20 protein-coding genes are annotated in these 20,755 nt (G+C 42.8%); 4 read left to right on the forward strand and 16 right to left on the reverse strand.

Annotation, left to right across the window (positions count from 1 at the left end; translation table 11 throughout):
• Positions 1-13: 13 nt before the first annotated feature.
• From ACUN2T_RS15080 to ACUN2T_RS15090, 3 genes are read left to right on the forward strand one after another with little or no spacing between them, the layout of a single operon-like run.
• Complete coding sequence (locus ACUN2T_RS15080) at positions 14-1,066, forward strand: hypothetical protein (RefSeq protein ID WP_445493822.1); 1,053 nt, start codon at positions 14-16, stop codon at positions 1,064-1,066.
• 11 nt (positions 1,067-1,077) lie between these two features.
• Positions 1,078-1,614 (forward strand): LemA family protein, encoded by a 537-nt coding sequence (locus tag ACUN2T_RS15085; RefSeq protein ID WP_445493823.1) that lies wholly within the window; start codon positions 1,078-1,080, stop codon positions 1,612-1,614.
• A 5-nt stretch (positions 1,615-1,619) separates the two neighbouring features.
• Complete coding sequence (locus ACUN2T_RS15090) at positions 1,620-2,027, forward strand: hypothetical protein (protein ID WP_350304289.1); 408 nt, start codon at positions 1,620-1,622, stop codon at positions 2,025-2,027.
• A 239-nt stretch (positions 2,028-2,266) separates the two neighbouring features.
• On the opposite strand, the gene ACUN2T_RS15095 is transcribed toward ACUN2T_RS15090, so the two are convergent.
• The 12 genes from ACUN2T_RS15095 to ACUN2T_RS15150 form a co-directional block, all read right to left on the reverse strand.
• On the reverse strand, positions 2,267-2,536 hold the full coding sequence (locus tag ACUN2T_RS15095; protein WP_445493824.1) for a type VI secretion system PAAR protein: 270 nt from the start codon (positions 2,534-2,536) through the stop codon (positions 2,267-2,269).
• Positions 2,537-2,662: 126 nt separating this feature from the next.
• Positions 2,663-3,637: a hypothetical protein gene (locus tag ACUN2T_RS15100; RefSeq protein WP_445493825.1), complete on the reverse strand. Its 975-nt coding sequence runs from the start codon at positions 3,635-3,637 to the stop codon at positions 2,663-2,665.
• A gap of 64 nt (positions 3,638-3,701) precedes the next feature.
• Positions 3,702-5,303 carry a hypothetical protein gene (locus tag ACUN2T_RS15105; protein WP_445493826.1) on the reverse strand — a complete coding sequence of 534 codons (1,602 nt, stop codon included), beginning with the start codon at positions 5,301-5,303 and terminating at the stop codon, positions 3,702-3,704.
• Between the two features lie 20 nt (positions 5,304-5,323).
• Positions 5,324-6,250 (reverse strand): DUF4123 domain-containing protein, encoded by a 927-nt coding sequence (locus ACUN2T_RS15110; RefSeq protein ID WP_445493827.1) that lies wholly within the window; start codon positions 6,248-6,250, stop codon positions 5,324-5,326.
• Positions 6,250-8,217, reverse strand: a complete 1,968-nt coding sequence (gene tssI / locus ACUN2T_RS15115) for a type VI secretion system tip protein TssI/VgrG (RefSeq protein WP_445493828.1) — start codon at positions 8,215-8,217, stop codon at positions 6,250-6,252. The genes ACUN2T_RS15110 and tssI (ACUN2T_RS15115) overlap by 1 nt, the downstream gene beginning before the upstream one ends.
• A 327-nt stretch (positions 8,218-8,544) precedes the next feature.
• Positions 8,545-9,519, reverse strand: a complete 975-nt coding sequence (locus ACUN2T_RS15120; RefSeq protein WP_445493830.1) for a hypothetical protein — start codon at positions 9,517-9,519, stop codon at positions 8,545-8,547.
• Between the two features lie 69 nt (positions 9,520-9,588).
• A complete protein-coding gene (locus ACUN2T_RS15125; protein WP_445493831.1) occupies positions 9,589-11,202 on the reverse strand; it encodes a hypothetical protein in 1,614 nt (537 codons plus the stop codon).
• 20 nt (positions 11,203-11,222) lie between these two features.
• Entirely contained in the window at positions 11,223-12,149 is a 927-nt protein-coding gene (locus ACUN2T_RS15130) for a DUF4123 domain-containing protein (protein ID WP_445493827.1), read from the reverse strand.
• Entirely contained in the window at positions 12,149-12,394 is a 246-nt protein-coding gene (locus ACUN2T_RS15135; protein WP_445493832.1) for a hypothetical protein, read from the reverse strand. The genes ACUN2T_RS15130 and ACUN2T_RS15135 overlap by 1 nt, the downstream gene beginning before the upstream one ends.
• Before the next feature lie 10 nt (positions 12,395-12,404).
• On the reverse strand, positions 12,405-13,124 hold the full coding sequence (tssI, locus tag ACUN2T_RS15140) for a type VI secretion system tip protein TssI/VgrG (RefSeq protein ID WP_445493833.1): 720 nt from the start codon (positions 13,122-13,124) through the stop codon (positions 12,405-12,407).
• Between the two features lie 352 nt (positions 13,125-13,476).
• Positions 13,477-13,614, reverse strand: a complete 138-nt coding sequence (locus tag ACUN2T_RS15145) for a hypothetical protein (protein ID WP_445493834.1) — start codon at positions 13,612-13,614, stop codon at positions 13,477-13,479.
• Positions 13,595-14,905 (reverse strand): IS4 family transposase, encoded by a 1,311-nt coding sequence (locus ACUN2T_RS15150; RefSeq protein WP_445493835.1) that lies wholly within the window; start codon positions 14,903-14,905, stop codon positions 13,595-13,597. Before ACUN2T_RS15150 ends, ACUN2T_RS15145 begins: the two co-directional genes overlap by 20 nt.
• Positions 14,906-15,264: 359 nt before the next feature.
• Between ACUN2T_RS15150 and ACUN2T_RS15155 the strand changes: the two genes are divergently transcribed.
• Complete coding sequence (locus ACUN2T_RS15155) at positions 15,265-15,585, forward strand: hypothetical protein (protein ID WP_445493836.1); 321 nt, start codon at positions 15,265-15,267, stop codon at positions 15,583-15,585.
• 307 nt (positions 15,586-15,892) lie between these two features.
• On the opposite strand, the gene flgL is transcribed toward ACUN2T_RS15155, so the two are convergent.
• The 4 genes from flgL to ACUN2T_RS15175 form a co-directional block, all read right to left on the reverse strand.
• Complete coding sequence (flgL, locus tag ACUN2T_RS15160) at positions 15,893-16,858, reverse strand: flagellar hook-associated protein FlgL (protein ID WP_445493837.1); 966 nt, start codon at positions 16,856-16,858, stop codon at positions 15,893-15,895.
• 63 nt (positions 16,859-16,921) lie between these two features.
• Positions 16,922-18,565 carry a flagellar hook-associated protein FlgK gene (flgK, locus tag ACUN2T_RS15165; protein ID WP_445493838.1) on the reverse strand — a complete coding sequence of 548 codons (1,644 nt, stop codon included), beginning with the start codon at positions 18,563-18,565 and terminating at the stop codon, positions 16,922-16,924.
• Between the two features lie 130 nt (positions 18,566-18,695).
• Positions 18,696-19,637, reverse strand: a complete 942-nt coding sequence (flgJ, locus tag ACUN2T_RS15170; protein WP_445493839.1) for a flagellar assembly peptidoglycan hydrolase FlgJ — start codon at positions 19,635-19,637, stop codon at positions 18,696-18,698.
• Complete coding sequence (locus ACUN2T_RS15175; protein WP_445493841.1) at positions 19,637-20,746, reverse strand: flagellar basal body P-ring protein FlgI; 1,110 nt, start codon at positions 20,744-20,746, stop codon at positions 19,637-19,639. The genes flgJ and ACUN2T_RS15175 overlap by 1 nt, the downstream gene beginning before the upstream one ends.
• Between the last annotated feature and the right edge of the window lie 9 nt (positions 20,747-20,755).

Raw genomic sequence — 20,755 nt, forward strand, 5'->3', positions numbered from 1 at the left:
CCTTATGATGACTATGATATTTTTTACTTTTATTTTTTCCTGTGTATTAATCTTTATCCTTGACCTCCTTTTAAAAGAAGTCGTGGGATTTAAACGCCTTCACTGGTTTTCCGTTCCTTTAATTGGATTGATCATAACCAGCACGGTTTTTTATTTCGATTATTCTTTCAAACATATTTTCTATATATTCTTTGGCGCCTCTCTTCTTATCTTTGCCATGCCGATTTTAATAAATGTCATTTCGTTTGGAAAAAACGCAGCAGGGTATTATAGACAAGCACGGCAGTCCGGTAAATCTGTCAGCAAGGCAACCTGGCAGGGGATTTTAGGTTCGGCGGCTATTGCCATTTTTCTGATTGCTTTTTTTGTTTCACCCAATGCCTTATTTGGCTTATTTTTCTTACTCTTTATCTATAACCATCTGAAAACAACACCGGAAAAAAAATTCCTTAAATTTCAGCAGATTTTGCCTACATCAAAAATCCGTTCAATCGCAATGGGCTTAGTAGAAGTAGAAGGAAAAATAACAGCGGGAACTCACTTTAAAAGCCCTCTGAGTGAAAAGCTATGCTATGGCTATCGTTATTATGAATATGATATCGACAAAGATTCAGAAGGCAATAAACGTTATTCTTTGCGTCATTCGGAAGAAAAAATCCGTCAGTTCACTTTAACCGATGATTCAGGATCAGTCCGTATTGATGCAACACCAGAAACGTTGACATTTGTGAAATTTTCTTCTTATCAGAACGATGAGACCGATTACGTTTCTTACCAAGAGTACTTGTTATTTCCAAATGAAGAGTATTTAATTATTGGTACAGCCATTGAAAAAGATGATCAAATTGTTATTACTCAGGCTGCTCCTCACCGATTACTGGGGATTACCTCTAAGGGATATTTGGGCGCCTGGAATGAAGTTGCACCAATGCGCCGTAATCTTGCAATTACTGTCATTAGTGCGGCAATCCTGATTGCCTTTATTCTGACCGTTCCTTATGAATATCAGTCTCATCATTTAACGGTTTTTTATCGTGAATCTCCATTACTGAAATGGTTATTTTAGAGATAACAGCAATGGGTGGATATCTTCTCGCTTTTCTTATTCTGGCCGTCATCCTGATTATTGCGGTTCGTTATCTCGTAGGCGTTTTTAATAAAATCGTTATGTTAAAAAGATACCGGGATAAAGCGTTTGCCAATATTGATATTTTACTGAAAAAACAGGTTGATTTAATTCCACAACTTATCACGATAACAGAACAAACAATGGCTCATGAAAAATCTCTCTTTCTGCAACTATCAGAAGTCAGGAAAAACTACCACAGTGCAAAAATAACCGATGAAAAGGTGAAAATGGGTAATACATTAGCACATCAGTTGTTGTCATTTCTGATGCTTGCAAAAAACTATCCGGCCTTAATCAGTCAGCCATCTTTTCAACATTTGCAAGCGCAGATCACTCTGCTGGAAAATCAGATTGCAGACAGACGTGAATTCTTTAATGAAAGTGTTGCTCTTTACAATACCGGGATCCGGCAATTTCCCAATATCATTTTCGCCCGGATATTAAGATATAAACCCAGCCCAATGCTGAACCCCATGCAAGGATAAAACCCATGTTTACCATTCCATTTGATTTATTCGGATTTGTTGATGCCATCCGTAGTAATCCGGGTATTTTAATCGTCACTGCGATTTTCGGCCCTGTGGGTGCAATGTTATGCCTACTTCCCTTTGCTCGAATACCAGGAATTAGCCAGGTTATTCAGACACTGGTTATCAGTCTATTAACCTCTGCTTTTGTTAATTTACTCTGTGTCGTGGTCATTTATTTAATCTTTACAAACGATATTATCCGCCTGTTCTGGAGCTTGATTATTGTCCAAACGGCCTGTTTGTCTTTTTGGTTTATGAATAAAGAAGCCGTGTTTAAACTGGCTGAACAGGATGACTCCATGCGCCAGAGACATTCAAAAATAGGAGGAAAAAATAATACCAAGAAAAAGAAAAGAAAGAAGAAATAAATCTGCATGTAAAACAGTATTACCCTAATAGATGGAGACTAAGGTGCTTTCCCGCCAATGAAATAGCTACCGGTATACCACCCGCTTCATCAACCACTCAAATATCCCCTATCGGTTCAATCTGGTTATAATGAAAAACCCGTTTACTCACTTTTAACACTAATTTTGTGAATACAAGGGTCCGGGGTTTTACAATCACAAACGGCGCTGCGCATATTAACTGAAAGCATGTTTTTTCCTTAACCAATATTAACACTACCGCCACCAATCACAATTCCACCACAACTCACCGCGTCACCGGTTCTCGCCGCAGGTTTACCATCAACAAAAACGGTACTGGAACCTCCGGCAATTATTCGTGAATGAGATGAATGTGACGCCAAACTATCGCCCTGACGAGCCAAAGGAATACCGTCAACTTTCACACTGGTCGATCCTGAAATAACCGGTGTCGGGCCACAATCATCATGAGCTGTGCCAATATCACCAATCTTTACCGCATTACCCATATTGCTTCCTCCATATCTGGCAGAATTAACATAATTAGTTTTTATCTTGCGTAACCGATAATAGCTTTCTTTTGCTGTTCCCATCAAGAAAAAATATCGGGTCAAATAACCCGATATTGCTACCCATTAAATTACCTGAACAAAACGACCGTTAATCAATGAAAAGATTGGTGCGATAGTCGCCAGATCCGTATCGCCGTCTTCATCATTAACATAATAGGATATTGGCGAATTCCTTAAGTCTGATTTATTCACCAATCTGACCATTCTGCCTTGATTCATGATCTTAACCCGATAGTCACTCCAGTTAATTGGTCTCATTTTAAAACTTTTTTCTTTGAAATCATGATGAAAAAATTTGTCGGCAAAGATACTCTCTTCGCTTTCGCCAGTTGCCCAAGCCCAGGCTTTGAGTGCAACTTTTTGTTGCTCACGGAGAGTATTTACATCTTTGGCATTATAAGCCTGCCAGACAGCCATATAAGCCTGTTGCAATTGCTGACGTTGTTCAGGTGTATCCGTGTAGGGAGTTGCCTTCACCCATTCCCATTCCGGTAAGCCACTAATTTTTACACTACGACTAAACCTGTATAAGGTCATATTTAATGGAAATTCTTTGGGATAAAAGTATAGTTTCTCTATATGCCCGGCTTCTACTTTTTCCGACTGTATCATATGACGCACAACCGGTGTGCTGACAGCAGTGTACTTGGGTTCATCTACAGATTTTGTTGCCACGGGTTGACCATTTTTATCCACCGCCACTTCAATTGCTGTCAGCACTTGACTCTCTTTACCACGCATGGCAGTCAGCTCTAGCTTGCATTTAGCCTCTGGGTTAAAATAGTTTCGGGTTTCATCTGACAGTTTATCCGAGGAAAACCAGCCCAGTGCCCCGAATTCCAGACTAATTTCGTTTTCTCCGTTGACCAAGAACAACATGGCAGCGGTGCTGGCCGAACCAAATCCCCGACCTTCTAATGCCGAATTACGGTTACTGAATCCCGTTACCCCATTGGTTTTAATATCACAAAAAGCATACTGGATATCAAATAAACTGCGAATATATAACCTCGGTTCATTTGCTTGAGCACTCAACATAAAAATCACTCCTGATAGCAGTAATAACAGTTTTAATCTCATTTTTTATCCTTTCATTCTTTCTTTACATTCCTGGGAATCCGGTGATAAACGGGATGTTATCCAACTTAGGTTTAGGATTATAACCCCTTTCCCATGGTGCTGTTTCAACGCCTGGAACTATCTCCGGCCGAATAACAGGCCGTTCTTCTCCTATCAGATTAATTCTTAATGGAGATTCGTTGGCTCTTAACGGGTCTGCAATAACCCATTTCCACTTCTTTTTGACTTTAACTATAACTATGGATTTTTTCTTCCCGTTTGCTTCCGCATCCGCAGCTACCTCAATCTCAGCAACAATCCCATTATGGTAGCCAGCCAGATCGATCCCTTTATCATGCTGATCAAGTTCAAAACCCGCCGCTGTTTTTACAGCCACACCCGCTCCTATTGCGACTTCCATTATCATAATATGAGTCTTAAAGGCGACATTCACTTTTCCTTCCAGACTCAATTTCAAATCATTCTTATTACCGGCGTCAAAAGTCCACTGCGTTTGTTTATAAGCGGCTCCCAATTGAAAGGACAGATTGCAGGTCAAAATAAGGCAACATTCCAGATCTAAATAGTTTTTATCATTTGAATTCCTGCGGGCCAGCGCCTTTCTGAATTTGGCTGCCACACGCTCTATCTTGCAATACGCCGCCCCCATTTGGATAAGATCCAGTTTTGCCGTCATCCCCATAAAAGGCGCGGCACTGAAACCCAAAAAATGGCTACGGTCATCCATCGAAGTGGTTCGGTCATAAGCATAAGCCAGTCCGATATTGATGGGATCTACCTTGAGATCAAACAGTTGGTAGCTGCGGGTGCCTTTTGAATCCGGATCGGGCGCCAGGTATTTTTTGGTATAACCCAGCAGCTTTTCCACCCGATTGATGGCTTCTAAATTGGGCAGGGTTTTCCTCACCTGATTAACTTCCGCAAACTTCGCCGAGTAATCGATATCCTGAACCGTTAAAGCGTATTCGACGTTAATGGCCGTCTGTCGGGTCAGATAAAATGGGTCCGTATGGGTTGTCCACCCACTGCGCAGTTTATTGCCATTTTTAGGCTTGACATTTTCCATCGCCTGACGCGCTTTTTTCTGTTCATCACGTCGCTCTTTTACAACGCGTTCTCCATGGGAAAAATCAAAACTCAATCCAGCCGAAACCATAAAACTGACCGACGGGTAAACCGCTATCGTCGCGTACTGTCGGCTATCCAGGCAATTCTGGGTTATTAATTTATAATAACGCGGCTCACTGTACATATCTGTCGGGTTGGCAAGATTAGATAAATAAAACCAGACACTTTCCAGACCACTTTCAATCTCAGCGTCTTCCAACTGATCTTTGTAAAATAATGTCACCTCCTGTGGAGCATTAAATTCCAGCGTTTTCTCTTTCTGCCCCCCGGTCAGCACCGCATGATGTTTAGCCGTGTTATGACATTTACCTTCAATCTGTATCGTCCCTTTTTGACCTTCTCCATGATCAATCAGGCTCATCTTAATTGCCGGCTTTTCAGGCCAGACCTGCGTATTCTGACCAAAAGTGACGCTGATTTTATAAATACAGGGGTCCGGGTTGTCGCATGTCATGCAGGCAACGCCGGCACGGGATGAAATAGTTTGCTCTGCCATATCAATTACCTTTTAATTACCTAATCGGGGATAAAACCCAATTCGCTTTTTAATAATGTTTCCATCCGATAATAACCCGGCCATTGGGTGTCTCTGAGTGCGGTTAACCATGCTAACGGGATTTGCTCAAACTGATTGATATGTCTTTCCATCAGTAAATAGAGAAACCCGCCAATGGCGCGTTCATCAGTGATTTCATTATCACGACAAAAATAAAAACAATCCTCAGCTAAGGTTTTATGTTGAACAAATGTGGCCTCATCCATATACGCGGGAGAATAATGTGTATCAGGGAACGGGTTTTTCAATATCCGGTCTGAATGTGCCGATAGGGTGTCGTGGGGCAGATCTATGGTGCCGGCACCATTATGGTAATTGATTTCATTAATGAGTCGCGTCAGTTTATTAATATATCTTTGCTCGAACAGGTTATTTAACTGAGCATATTGCTCGGGAGTAATTTGCAACAGTTTTTGTCTGGCGCACGCTTCTGCGGGAAATTGTTTTCTGGCGGCATGAAAATTATCTTCCTGTTTAATCCCCATCAAACTGGTGGTAATTTTATTTATCGGCCCCAGAAAGCAATGAATTTCCCAGTCACTGAGTACGTTGAGAAAATCCCAGATATTACGCGGATCATAAAACCGAAAGAAGACCGGTTTATCCTGACCGGATAATAATACTTGTAAATACTTACGCAGATGCCGACGTAATGTTTTCATGTCCGCCGATGAATGAAGACAAACTCCCCAGGGGGTTTGCCATTCCGCCAAATAAAGTCCGACTTTTTCTGTTACTTCCACTAAATAAGGCGCGACTTTAAGCAGTTCAGGTTGCAAAGACTCATTATAAAGACAGGTCGCCGGGGGATTAACATGTTCCAGAACAAAGAACAATCGGGGTTCGCTGGCGCCGTCAATGACGGCATAGTGTTTTTCAGCGGCCATCAGTCGTTATCCTCCTTTGGACAGTGTGCAACAAACATCGAACCGGCACTGGCGGCGGCTTGCAGAATGGCGGGATTAGCCGGGCGCAATAAATCCCCTGGGCTGCCGCCGGAGTTCAGGTTAATGGCTGGACCTTTGATATCGACACCACCGGCATGAATGACCACAAAATTATTCCCCACTTTCAGGCTGATTTTGCTGCCACTCTGCACCGTAATATCCCCCTCGGTATTAATACTGAACATACCCTGGATTTCCTGTGCCACATTGCCATTGACCTGCAAGGATTTATCACCGTCAACCTGAGCAAGATAGTTCCCGGTGGTTTTATGATCCTGTTGTCCTTCAACGGTCACTTTACGGTTATTGGCAACCGCCAGTTCGTCATCATGTCCAATGTGGGTCGTGCGGTTGTAATTAATTTTCTCATCCCGGGCATTGCGCACCTGAATCGCCAGATTTTTCTGCGCATGAATAAACACTTCTTCCCGATCTTTTTCATCCTCAAACCGCAGTTCATTAAACCCGTCCCCTTTATGGGTTTTTGAACGAATTGACATCTGGGTTTTTGCTATTGGCAACGGATTCGGCACAATATTGCTGGCATGATAGGTACGCCCAACAATAATCGGCTGGTCCGGGTCACCATGCAAAAAATCCACCAGGACTTCCTGACCCACGCGCGGAATGGCAATCATGCCCCAGCGCTGGCCGGCCCAGGCCTGGCTGACTCTAATCCAGCAGGAGCTGTGATCATTAAATTCGCCATATTCGTCCCAGGCAAACTGCACCCGTACCCGCCCATATTCATCACAAAAGATTTCTTCCCCTTCCGGGCCAACAACGGTCGCAATTTGCAGGCCGTCAATGCGCGGTTTCGGGTAAGGTGAAGGACGCCATACCCGGTTACCGTCACCAAAGGTGAAACTGTTGGTTAAAGTGGTCCCCCTCTCGCCAAAACGGGACTCATCCGCCTGCGGTTGTCTGCCGTGATGACTGATTTCAATCACTTGCCAGAGAGCATTAAATTTCTCTTTCGGGTGATCGGTAAGCGTAAACCCCGAAGCCGCCGAAAGGACAAAACAGTCGCTTTGCCCGTGACCAAGCATCGCGTCACGGCGGAGGGCTTCCAGACGATATTGACTGATCCGCTGACCAGTCTCGTCTTTATAGCGCCCGGGAAAATCATAGTAATCGTAACTGTGCAGATCTGAGCGTTGATGGCTAAGCTGACGTTCATGATAGAAATACTCGGCGGCCCAGACGGGATTTTTAAAGGTACGATCGCGCAAAAAAACACGCGCAATGCCGACCTGTTCACGCCAGCGAAATTGATTGATACAGCATTGGCTTCCTGTCTCATCCCTTCCTGGATGGTAGGGCAGTGAATGGTTGCCATTGATTCGATGAGAATCAAAAAAAACCACTAATGGTTCACCCGGCTCCTGATTGAACATAAAGTAATAAAATATCCCTTCATCCGCCAGTAAGCGCTGGAGAAACGTCAGGTCGCTCTCATCATATTGAACACAAAATTCCCGTTCAGGATGTTCATAGCGCAGGTTACAAACGAAGTTCCTGACACCATTTTCTTTCAGCAATTTTCCGACAATATCGGTCACGGATTGGCGCTGAAAAATACGGGAATTCACCCGTAATCCCGCACGCCATAAACCCGGATGCAGTGTCAGGGAATAGTGACTGCGATGGCGACCTGTCGTGCTTTGTTCAAACTGAGTCACCATCCCGGTCACACTGCGCTCCGGTTGCCCGTCGCGATAAACCGTCAGTGTCGCAAATCTGTCCAGCACATCGGCAAAATCAATATCCGGGTCAGCGCTGGTTAACGCGGCTTCCAGACAGAATAATGTTGACAACGCTTCATTCAGGGTAAATTCAACCACAGCAAAAGTTTGCTCCGGGAGATGACCTACGGTGAGGGTAAAAACCAGTCCTGAATCCGCCATTATATTCCTCCTGACTGAGTGATATTGACGCTGAGGAAATGAAAGAAATCGTTTAATACAACCATAATTCAACATATGAACGGGAGCATTGAAAAGGGAAGAAATAATGCACTTATTTTCTTTTAAGAACGCTATTTTATTCTGGTCAAAATGAAGTTTTTTGGCGGGATAAAACAGATAACGATAAGAAATTTAATGCGTTTTTTCCCCCTTTCATTCTCTAATAAGTGTAGTGCCACAATGATGATATTCTTTACCGGTATCACCGATTTTTATCGCATTACTCATCAAGAAAAAATATCGGGCTAAAGAACCCGATACTCTTAATTAAATCACCTGGACAAAACGACCGTTAATTAATGAAAAGATTGGTGCGACGGTAGCCAAAACCGTATCGCCATCTTCATCAACGTAATAGTAAGATATTGGCGAACTTTCCGGATCCGATTTATTCACCAGTCTGACCATTCTTCCTTGGTTCATTATTCTAACAGTGTAGTCATTCCAATTAATTGGTCTCATTTTGAAACCTTTTTCGTTGATATCACTGTAAACAGATTGATCAGCGAAAATACTCTCTTCGCTTTCATTAGTAGCCCAAGCCCAAGCTTTGAGAGATGCTTTCTGTTGTACCCGTATAGTATTCACATCTTTGGCGTTATAGGCCTGCCAGACCGCCATATAAGCCTGTTGCAATTGCTGGCGCTGTTCTGGGATATCCGTATAAAGTGTTGCCTTTATCCACGCCCATTCAGGTAAGCCACTGATTTTCACATTTCGGCTAAACCGGTATAAGGTCATATTAGGTGGAAATTTCCGGCTCTTAAAGAATTTTTTATCTTTATGCCCAGCCTCTACCTTTTCTGCTTGTATCACATGACGTACTACTGGTGTACTAATAGCAGCATATTTTGCTTCATTTGCTGGTGTTATTGCCACAGGTTGACCGTTTTTATCTATCACTACTTCAATTGCTGTCAACACCTCGTTCTTTTTACCACGCATGGCTGTCAGTTCCAGCGTGCATTTGGCCTCAGGGTTAAAGTGATTGCGGTCTTTATCTAACATTTCACTTGGAGAAAACCAATCCAACGCACCAAATTCCAGACTGATTTCATTTTCACCATTAGCCATGAATAACATAGATGCTGTACTGCCAGTACCAAATCCCCGGCCTTCCCGGGCTGAATCTCGGTTATCCATTCCCGTTACGCCATTGGTTTTAATATCACAAAAGGCATATTGAATATCGAATAAACTGCGAATATACAACCGCGGTTCACTTGCGTTAGCATCAGACATAGCAATCACTCCTAACCATAGTAATAGTAATAACAATTTTAATTTCATTTTTTATCCTTTCATGCCTCTTTACATTCCTGGGAATCCAGTAATAAATGGGATGTTGTCCATCTTAGGCTTAAAGTTAGAGTCATAACCCATTTCCCATGACGCTGTTTCAGCACCTGGAACAATCTCGGGGCGAACCACAGACCGTTCTTCTCCTATCAGATTAATTCTTAACGGAGACTCACTGGTTCTTAATGGATCGGCAATAACCCATTTCCACTTCTTTTTGACTTCAAATAAGTTTTTTGTACTATCTATTTCTTTATTCTTTTTCTTTGCATCCACAGCTACTGCAATCTCAGCAACAATCCCATTATGGTAGCCAGCCAGATCGATCCCTTTATCATGCTGATCAAGTTCAAAACCCGCCGCTGTTTTTACAGCCACACCCGCTCCTATTGCGACTTCCATTATCATAATATGAGTCTTAAAGGCGACATTCACTTTTCCTTCCAGACTCAATTTCAAATCATTCTTATTACCGGCGTCAAAAGTCCACTGCGTTTGTTTATAAGCGGCTCCCAATTGAAAGGACAGATTGCAGGTCAAAATAAGGCAACATTCCAGATCTAAATAGTTTTTATCATTTGAATTCCTGCGGGCCAGCGCCTTTCTGAATTTGGCTGCCACACGCTCTATCTTGCAATACGCCGCCCCCATTTGGATAAGATCCAGTTTTGCCGTCATCCCCATAAAAGGCGCGGCACTGAAACCCAAAAAATGGGTACGATCATCCATCGAAGTGGTTCGGTCATAAGCATAAGCCAGTCCAATATTGATGGGATCTACCTTGAGATCAAACAGTTGGTAGCTGCGGGTGCCTTTTGAATCCGGATCGGGCGCCAGGTATTTTTTGGTATAACCCAGCAGCTTTTCCACCCGATTGATGGCTTCTAAATTGGGCAGGGTTTTCCTCACCTGATTAACTTCCGCAAACTTCGCCGAGTAATCGATATCCTGAACCGTTAAAGCGTATTCGACGTTAATGGCCGTCTGTCGGGTCAGATAAAATGGGTCCGTATGGGTTGTCCACCCACTGCGCAGTTTATTGCCATTTTTAGGCTTGACATTTTCCATCGCCTGACGCGCTTTTTTCTGTTCATCACGTCGCTCTTTTACAGCGCGTTCTCCATGGGAAAAATCAAAACTCAATCCAGCCGAAACCATAAAACTGACCGACGGGTAAACCGCTATCGTCGCGTACTGTCGGCTATCCAGGCAATTCTGGGTTATTAATTTATAATAACGCGGCTCACTGTACATATCTGTCGGGTTGGCAAGATTAGATAAATAAAACCAGACACTTTCCAGACCACTTTCAATCTCAGCGTCTTCCAACTGATCTTTGTAAAATAATGTCACCTCCTGTGGAGCATTAAATTCCAGCGTTTTCTCTTTCTGCCCCCCGGTCAGCACCGCATGATGTTTAGCCGTGTTATGACATTTACCTTCAATCTGTATCGTCCCTTTTTGACCTTCTCCATGATCAATCAGGTTCATCTTAATTGCCGGCTTTTCAGGCCAGACCTGCGTATTCTGACCAAAAGTGACGCTGATTTTATAAATACAGGGGTCCGGGTTGTCGCATGTCATGCAGGCAACGCCGGCACGGGATGAAATAGTTTGCTCTGCCATATCAATTACCTTTTAATTACCTAATCGGGGATAAAACCCAATTCGCTTTTTAATAATGTTTCCATCCGATAATAACCCGGCCATTGGGTGTCTCTGAGTGCGGTTAACCATGCTAACGGGATTTGCTCAAACTGATTGATATGTCTTTCCATCAGTAAATAGAGAAACCCGCCAATGGCGCGTTCATCAGTGATTTCATTATCACGACAAAAATAAAAACAATCCTCAGCTAAGGTTTTATGTTGAACAAATGTGGCCTCATCCATATACGCGGGAGAATAATGTGTATCAGGGAACGGGTTTTTCAATATCCGGTCTGAATGTGCCGATAGGGTGTCGTGGGGCAGATCTATGGTGCCGGCACCATTATGGTAATTGATTTCATTAATGAGTCGCGTCAGTTTATTAATATATCTTTGCTCGAACAGGTTATTTAACTGAGCATATTGCTCGGGAGTAATTTGCAACAGTTTTTGTCTGGCGCACGCTTCTGCGGGAAATTGTTTTCTGGCGGCATGAAAATTATCTTCCTGTTTAATCCCCATCAAACTGGTGGTAATTTTATTTATCGGCCCCAGAAAGCAATGAATTTCCCAGTCACTGAGTACGTTGAGAAAATCCCAGATATTACGCGGATCATAAAACCGAAAGAAGACCGGTTTATCCTGACCGGATAATAATACTTGTAAATACTTACGCAGATGCCGACGTAATGTTTTCATGTCCGCCGATGAATGAAGACAAACTCCCCAGGGGGTTTGCCATTCCGCCAAATAAAGTCCGACTTTTTCTGTTACTTCCACTAAATAAGGCGCGACTTTAAGCAGTTCAGGTTGCAAAGACTCATTATAAAGACAGGTCGCCGGGGGATTAACATGTTCCAGAACAAAGAACAATCGGGGTTCGCTGGCGCCGTCAATGACGGCATAGTGTTTTTCAGCGGCCATCAGTCGTTATCCTCCTTTGGACAGTGTGCAACAAACATCGAACCGGCACTGGCGGCGGCTTGCAGAATGGCGGGATTAGCCGGTCGCAATAAATCCCCTGGGCTGCCGCCGGAATTCAGGTTAATGGCTGGACCTTTGATATCAACGCCTCCGGCATGAATGACCACAAAATTATTCCCCACTTTCAGGCTGATTTTGCTGCCACTCTGCACCGTAATATCCCCCTCGGTATTAATACTGAACATACCCTGGATTTTACTCGGCGGCCCAGACGGGATTTTTAAAGGTACGATCGCGCAAAAAAACACGCGCAATGCCGACCTGTTCACGCCAGCGAAATTGATTGATACAGCATTGGCTTCCTGTCTCATCCTTTCCTGGATGGTAGGGCAGTGAATGGTTACCATTGATTCGATGAGAATCAAAAAAAACCACTAATGGTTCACCCGGCTCCTGATTGAACATAAAGTAATAAAATATCCCTTCATCCGCCAGTAAGCGCTGGAGAAACGTCAGGTCGCTCTCATCATATTGAACACAAAATTCCCGTTCAGGATGTTCATAGCGCAGGTTACAAACGAAGTTCCTGACACCATTTTCTTTCAGCAATTTTCCGACAATATCGGTCACGGATTGGCGCTGAAAAATACGGGAATTCACCCGTAATCCCGCACGCCATAAACCCGGATGCAGTGTCAGGGAATAGTGACTGCGATGGCGACCTGTCGTGCTTTGTTCAAACTGAGTCACCATCCCGGTCACACTGCGCTCCGGTTGCCCGTCGCGATAAACCGTCAGTGTCGCAAATCTGTCCAGCACATCGGCAAAATCAATATCCGGGTCAGCGCTGGTTAACGCGACTTCCAGACAGAATAATGTTGACAACGCTTCATTCAGGGTAAATTCAACCACAGCAAAAGTTTGCTCCGGGAGATGACCTACGGTGAGGGTAAAAACCAGTCCTGAATCCGCCATTATATTCCTCCTGCTGAGTGATATTGACACTGAGGAAATGAAAGAAATCGTTTAATACAACCATCATCCCACTTTCACTAATTTAAATGACGACCGAAGGTGTTTTACCGGCAGAGCCACGGGCTAAATTTTTCTCCGCCCTTGTTGGGCAGGGCATTGACCTCATATTTCTGCCTGAAATTATTCGCGCCTTGTCGGGTTGATTATTCAACATATGAACGGGAGCATAGAAAAGGGAAGAAATAATGCACTTATTTTCTTTTAAGAACGCTATTTTATTCTGGTCAAAATGAAGTTTTTTGGCGGGATAAAACAGATAACGATAAGAAATTTAATGCGTTTTTTCCCCCTTTCATTCTCTAATAAGTGTAGTGCCACAATGATGATATTCTTTACCGGTATCACCGATTTTTACCGCATTACTCATCAAAAAAGAATTTCGGGCTACATAACCCGACAATGGCATTCGGTTAACCTCTTGCTGGGGCATTAAAAGAGTTCCATCGGGTTCTGGGGCGCATAGATTTTCGTGGATAGTGCCTCCCAGGCCTCACCCGTTGAGTCATTCCGGCAAGTCCCTCTGAAAGAGCACAATAAAATGATTTTAAATGTTTTTTTATCCCCTGCATCAGCAAAGACAAGTGTTTTACAACGAGAAACAAACAGTTTTTGAAATTCAATTTCTGTTTATTTTCTCTGCTATCAATGCAGTCGCTATCGTTACCTCTGTGATTAATATCATTTTCCGATATCCTTGCCAGGTTCAGTAATAATATATGCGCTTGGATTTCTTGTCTGACACCTTTCTCACTCTGTGAATGGAAATCCTCAATGCAAAGGATTGACTTTGACAATTTATATAACTCTTCTATATTCCATCGATGATGATATAAATCATGAAAGGCTTCGGCTTCATAATATCCTTGTTCAACAAGAGTAGTGGCAAGAATATATTCACCATTTCGGTCAGTATGCTTTATTAGTCTTAATGTTAAGCATGGGAATTCTGAAAGAAGCTTTCTCTTTCTAAGATCTGACTTTACTGCTTCCGATGGCGTATAACTAACAATAAGATCATCTGAATTACTGTCAGAAAAATCTCTAATAGCCTTATTCCTGTTTCCCTCCTGTACTCTGAATACTGCATTCAGATTGTTTTGCATTACTTGATATAACAAGTAATAGCTAAAGTATCCCCGATCGAAGATCACGATAGCATTGCTATCTAAACACTGGAGATGCTTTTCGACACAAGCCCTCTCATTATTATGGTTAACAAAATCAACGTCATATATGATCGAATTCAATACATCATAGAGACAACTCATCATTGCATAGGGATAATGTCGTGATGTGTTTTTGGGTGTTTTATATCCATTTTCCAGCAACCCTCTGGGAATGTTTAATTTTGAGCCATCTATAGCAAACAGTCGATGTCCTTTCCATGTTTCGGGATGGGTATTATCTTCCCATACAGAAACGATATTTTTGTTTATGGTTTTTATTGCATCATCAGGTAATTTCATTCTGGCTTCGCACATTGATGAAGCCGAGACGGGCTTATGCTGAGGTAACGGTATTTTTTCACGAATGCACTCAGCCCATATTTCATTAATAATATAAGAGTATCCGTGGTTATTTTTCCCTGATATGATTTTCATGAGAAATAGAACAATCAATTTTGTGTCTATTGACCTTTTTCTTTTTCGCCAGGATTTGTCAATTTTTGAGCATGAATCAAAAAAAGTTTTGTTCAGAAAATGATATATATCCATCAGCATACTCTCCGGGGAAACTTAGATTTTTATAGCATAGTTGTTATCTTAACCGAATGCCATTGCATAACCCGATACCCTATGGATTTCAAGATGCATCGCGGCGGCAAGGGAGCGAATCCCCGGGAGCATAGATAACGATGTGATCGGGGTGAGTGAGTGCAGCCAACAAAGAGGCAACTTGAAAGATGACGGGTATATTGAATTAGAACTTAAATATGATGAATTCATTTATCTTATTTCTTTTAAATCACTGACAAATTTCGATATTTAACTATCCAGAAGAAGTGTTAAGTTAAATTTCTCAAATAAGATTACCTGTACCATATGCAGAAAAACAACCAAAACCATAAGGAAAAAATAATATGAAAACACAATTTATATTTATAAACCCTAATCAAACCTTTGAGATTTATATTAATGGAAGTATATTAGTTCCTTCTGGACAAGAGCCTAATTTTATTATAAAAAACAAAGGTCCAGCACCAATTAGAGCAGCAAATTATTGGGCATCACCATTCGGAAGTTACAACCTGTATACTTTTATAGATATCCATCCCGGCGAAATTAAAGAACTATTAAGACCACCTAACCCTATTTACTTCTATAAAGTTACAGCCATCAATCTCAGTAATACCGAACACGCAGAAATTGAAGTTACTACGATCATCACACTCATCAGATAATAACAGATAAATAGTTGTAATAATTAATAAGGAAACAATAGCATGAAAACACGACTCATCTTCATAAACCCTAATCAATTTTTTGAAGTTTATACTGGTGGGAATATAATGGTTCTTAGTACACATCATCCTAATTACACTATAAAAAACAATGGCCCAGCTAAAAATAGAACTCAGGACTTTTACAAAATATAATGAATACCCGAAATACTTAATGGGTTCCAATTAAATATAAATCAATTTAATTGAAAATAATCGCTGGCCTAAGCCAGCGACTATTTGGCAAGAGATAAGTAAAAAAACAAAACTAACGATAAATCTCAAACAGCGACATGCCTTTCATATCTGTAAATGTCTTATATGATGCCTGAAGCGCAGCTTGTTGTTGATAATAATTAGAAATCGTCGAGTTCCATTCCACATCGACCAGTTCACTCAAACGGCTTTTATTTGCCAGGCTACGTTCTGCGCCCAAGCTGTTTAGTTCTTCAATTTCTCTTAATTGTAAACCAAGTACTGATTCCACAGAAGAAATATTATTCAGCGCATTACGGGCACCTCGGTTTGCCTTATTCAGCAATTCCAGCGCATCATCACGGGTTTCTTGATCTGCCCCTTGAAGTGGCGTTCTTAATGATCGAATCGCCATGTCGATGGTTTTGAAAATATCAGATTCACTGGGGCTGCCATCCGGCTCTTTTACCGGATTGCTGGTAGAAGAGAGAAATACCTGCTTCCCAGTATGCCCAATAATCATAGAACGGTTGCTATCCACTTTCTGAGTCATTTCCTCATAGCCACCGTTATAACTGATTACACCGCTTTTACTCTCATCAAAAGGTTTTACATCCGTTTTATAGCCGGAAAAAATATAGCGGCCATTGCCATCGGTCGAATTACCCAGATTAACCAGTTGTTCTTTAAAACCTTCCAGTTGGATAGCCAGCGAGTTACGGTCTTCATCACTCAATATACCGTTTACTGTGGCGACAAGGCTTTCACTAACATCTTGTACAACACTAACAGATTTGGATACGACACTTAATTGCATAGAAATCGCGTTCTTGGCAAATGAACGGGCCGTCATATATTGCTGATTCTGAGATTCAGCCTGAGCAATCATCACGCCCTGAGACGCGGCCATAGGATCATCTGACGGGTTTATCACTCTCTGACCACTGGATAGCTGTGCTCCCTGCTGCATCCATTTTGACTGGGCCAAAGTGATACCTATCATTTTCTGGTCATACAATATATTGGTACTTACACGCACGATATCATTCCTTTCAAATATTCAGCTAAATATTCAAGCTATTTTTAATCAGTGCCACATTTATCAGCGACGGAGATCTAAAATGGCATTAAATAGCGTTGATGCGGTCTGGATCACTTGCGCGTTCGCCAGATAATATTGCTGCAAACCCTGCAACGCGCCGTACTCTTCATCCATGTTGACACCAGAAACAGATTGCTGTTCAGCATAAAGCTGTTTAGTAATATTGTCCTGAGTTTTTAAATCAACATTGGCGGTGTTGGTCTGGTTACCAATCGTACTGACCATCGAAGCATAAGCACTGGAAAATGAAGCTTTACCATCGACCAGTTTTTTGCTCTGCAATTCCGCGAGTTTTTTGACATTGACGTTATCACTTGGCCCGGAGTCTTTAGTACCGGCAGCAGCAAATTGCGACGCGTCTTTAACATTAACTTCCATGCCGCCAATAACACCGCTGACCGCTTTCAGTGTGTATTGGTCATTCATTTGTGTATTGGTTGAATTAATTTCAACTTTCAATCCATCAAATTCCAGTGTATTACCCGTCACTTTGGCAGAAATATCGGCTTTATCAGCGGTACGTTGTATTTTCCAATTAGCACCATCGTAGCTGATATGGTAATCACTGGCTTTTACCGCCGAGGTATCTGCATATTCCACTTTAAAATCGGCAGAACCTTTATTTTTGTTATTGGAAATAACATCCGGGTTATTAAATGTGAAGAAATCTTGACCCGGTTTACCTTTCAAATCAAAACCAGAACGGTGAACCTGATTAAATTGATCGCCCAATACCAAGGCCAATTGGTTTAATTGATTACGGGAATTATCCAGCACTTCACTACGCGCCCGTAATGTGCCACTTAATCTACCTTGATTAATGAATTTTTCATTAATCTCAACAACGTCACCAAAACCACGATCATAACCCAGTGTGATACGGTTACTATTCGCATTAGATAAAACAGGTTCTACTTTGTATGCGGTTGTCCCCTGAACCAGAGTTAATCCCCCCGCAAAAGTCACATTATAAGAACCGCCATCCTGCTGAGTCACACTCACACCAACCAGCTTATTCAGCCCATTGACCAATTGATCCCGCTGATCAAGTAATGCGTTTGGTTCAGCACTGCTGCCGCCCTTCATTCGGCTAATTTCACCATTCAGTTTGGCTATTTGTTCAACATGGTTATTAATGGCATCAACGGTATCCGTTATGCCCTTATTAATGTTGTTTTCCATACTACGCAGGAAGGCATCCGTATTTTTCAACTGGTTTACCAGCCCCTTTGCGTTACCGATAGTTGTCGTTCTGGCTGCGTCATCCTCAGCATTACTGATGATATTCCCTAAACTGCTAAAGAAGTCATCAATGGTGTTTGAAAGACTATTCGCTTTATCTGCCAGCAAATTATCAATCTGGGAAATTTGCTGGGAATATGTGGTCAATGCACCTTGTTTCGCCTGAGAGGCTGAAAGCTGATTATTAATAAATTCATTATATTGACGGTTAATACTGGTGACAGTAACACCATTTCCCATAAAGCCAATGGATGTCATCGTACCACCATTTTGATTTATAACTGTTGATTGCCGGTTATAACCGGGAACACGGGTATTTGTGACGTTATTACTCACTGTTCCCAGAGCAATCTGAGCAGCCTGAAGGCCACTCATCGCGGTATTAATAAGACTGTTGGACATCAGTAGATCCTTTTGCGTTTTAGTTATGTCTCCGCTGGTGGCGGCAAACAATCCTTCAGATAAGCAAAAACAGTGTCTGAACTGTTATTATTTATCGGCTGAACTCAATAAAACTTGAGCAAAATGTGGATCAGAACAGTTTACTTAAATCGTGGGTATACGCTTTCACCGCCTGCTCTCCGGCACCTTTCAGCTGTTGAATAACAGAGACCAGTTTTTTCGCATAGCCGGGATCGGTTGCATAGCCCGCCTGTTGCAGAGAATAAGCCCCCTGCTCCGGCGTAACCGAGCTAGCAACGTTGGCGTAACGGGGGCTTTCTGTCAGTAACTTGACGTAATCTGTAATCGCTTCTACGTAAGAACCATAAACACGGAAGTTATCCTTCATTTTCTGTGGTTCGCCGTTAATATATTCCGTAGTCAGGATATTGGTTACCGGCCCTTTCCAGCCTTTACCCGCTTTAATACCAAACAGATTATGGCTTGGCTTACCGTCGGCAGTCAGGATTTCTCTTTGCCCCCAGCCAGACTCCAGCGCAGCTTGAGCGATAATCAGTAAATGCGGAATACCACTGCGCTGGCTGGCTATTTGAGCGGGAACAGAGAGCGTAGAAACAAAGTTGGTACTGCTCAGAGGAAGTGGCTTAGGTGCGGTCGCAGGTTTCGGCACTGTTCGGCGGATAAATTGCTCAAGCGCCTGTCTCGGCAGTGTTTGCAACACCTCGTTATCCAGTGTCATCGGCATTTTCCCAGTCATTTCACTGGGCGCGGTATTGGCGTTAGAAAGCTGTTTTAGCATCATATCGGCAAAACCCAGCCCCTTCTGAGACATATTCTGGGCAATTTGTTGATCGTACATCGAAGTATAAAGGCGTGTCTGTTCACTGTTCAGCATGCCATCTTTAGGCAGAGCCGAACGCATACTTTTCAGCATCATTTCAACAAAGATGCCTTCCATTTGTTGGGCTACCTGTCGTAGCCCTTGCTGTGAATCTTTTGCCAAACTGGATTTCAGCGCGTTAACCAACTGTACGTCATAAGCAGCACCGGACAGGGTTGAAAAATCACTCATCAGATGATCTCCAGTTTCGCCCGCAGACAACCTGCACTTTCCATTGCCTGTAAGATTGACATTAAATCATTCGGTGTCGCACCCAATGCATTCAGTGCCTGAATAACACTATTCAAACTCGCACTGGCGTTAACCTTCTGCAACGAACCACCCTGTTCACGGACAGCCACACTGGGATTACGGGTGACCACAGTCGCTCCACCTGCGAATGGGGTATTTGGCTGATTAACCACAACCTGATTCTCAACAGTGACAGAAAGATTTCCCTGAGCAACGGCACAACTATCCAACATAACGTTGCGATTCATCACCACCGAACCGGTGCGAGAGTTAATAATCACTTTGGCGTCACCCACATCAACACGGATAGTCAGGTTCTGCACATGAGAAAGGAATTTAACTTGCTCGCTCCTATCCTTCGGCATACGTAATTGCACCGTACGGGCATCCAGCGGCGTTGCTGTCCCCGCTCCGCGCATACGATTGATTACGTCGCTGATTTGCTGCGCTAGGGAAAAATCTTCGTTATTTAACTGAAGATTAAGTGTGCCATTCTCACCAAACTGTGTCGGCAATTCACGCTCAATAACCGCGCCGTTACTAATTCGTCCCCCCGCCAGCTGATTCACTTTCACACTGCTGCCACCAGCACTGGCACCCGCACCGCCAACCAGAATATTGCCCTGAGCCAGAGCGTATATCTGATTATCAATACCTTTTAGTGGTGTCATCAGCAAAGTACCGCCACGCAAGCTTTTGGCATTGCCCAGAGAAGAAACCACTATATCAATATTCTGTCCAGCACGACCAAATGGTGGTAATTTTGCCGTTACCATCACAGCCGCTACGTTTTTCAACTGCATGTTGGTTCCCGGAGGAACGGTAATCCCCAACTGGGATAACATATTGCTTAAACTCTGGGTGGTAAATGGCGTCTGTGTGGTCTGGTCACCGGTACCATCCAATCCAACAACTAATCCATAACCAATCAATGCATTTTCCCGCACCCCTTGAACCGTAGTCAGATCACGGATACGTTCCGCCGATGCCGGGGTTGTCATCAGAGTCAGCAATGCAAGAAGAAGGCTGACGGCAAATTGTTTTATCATAACCATCTC

This window comes from Photorhabdus machadonis, from assembly GCF_052657765.1.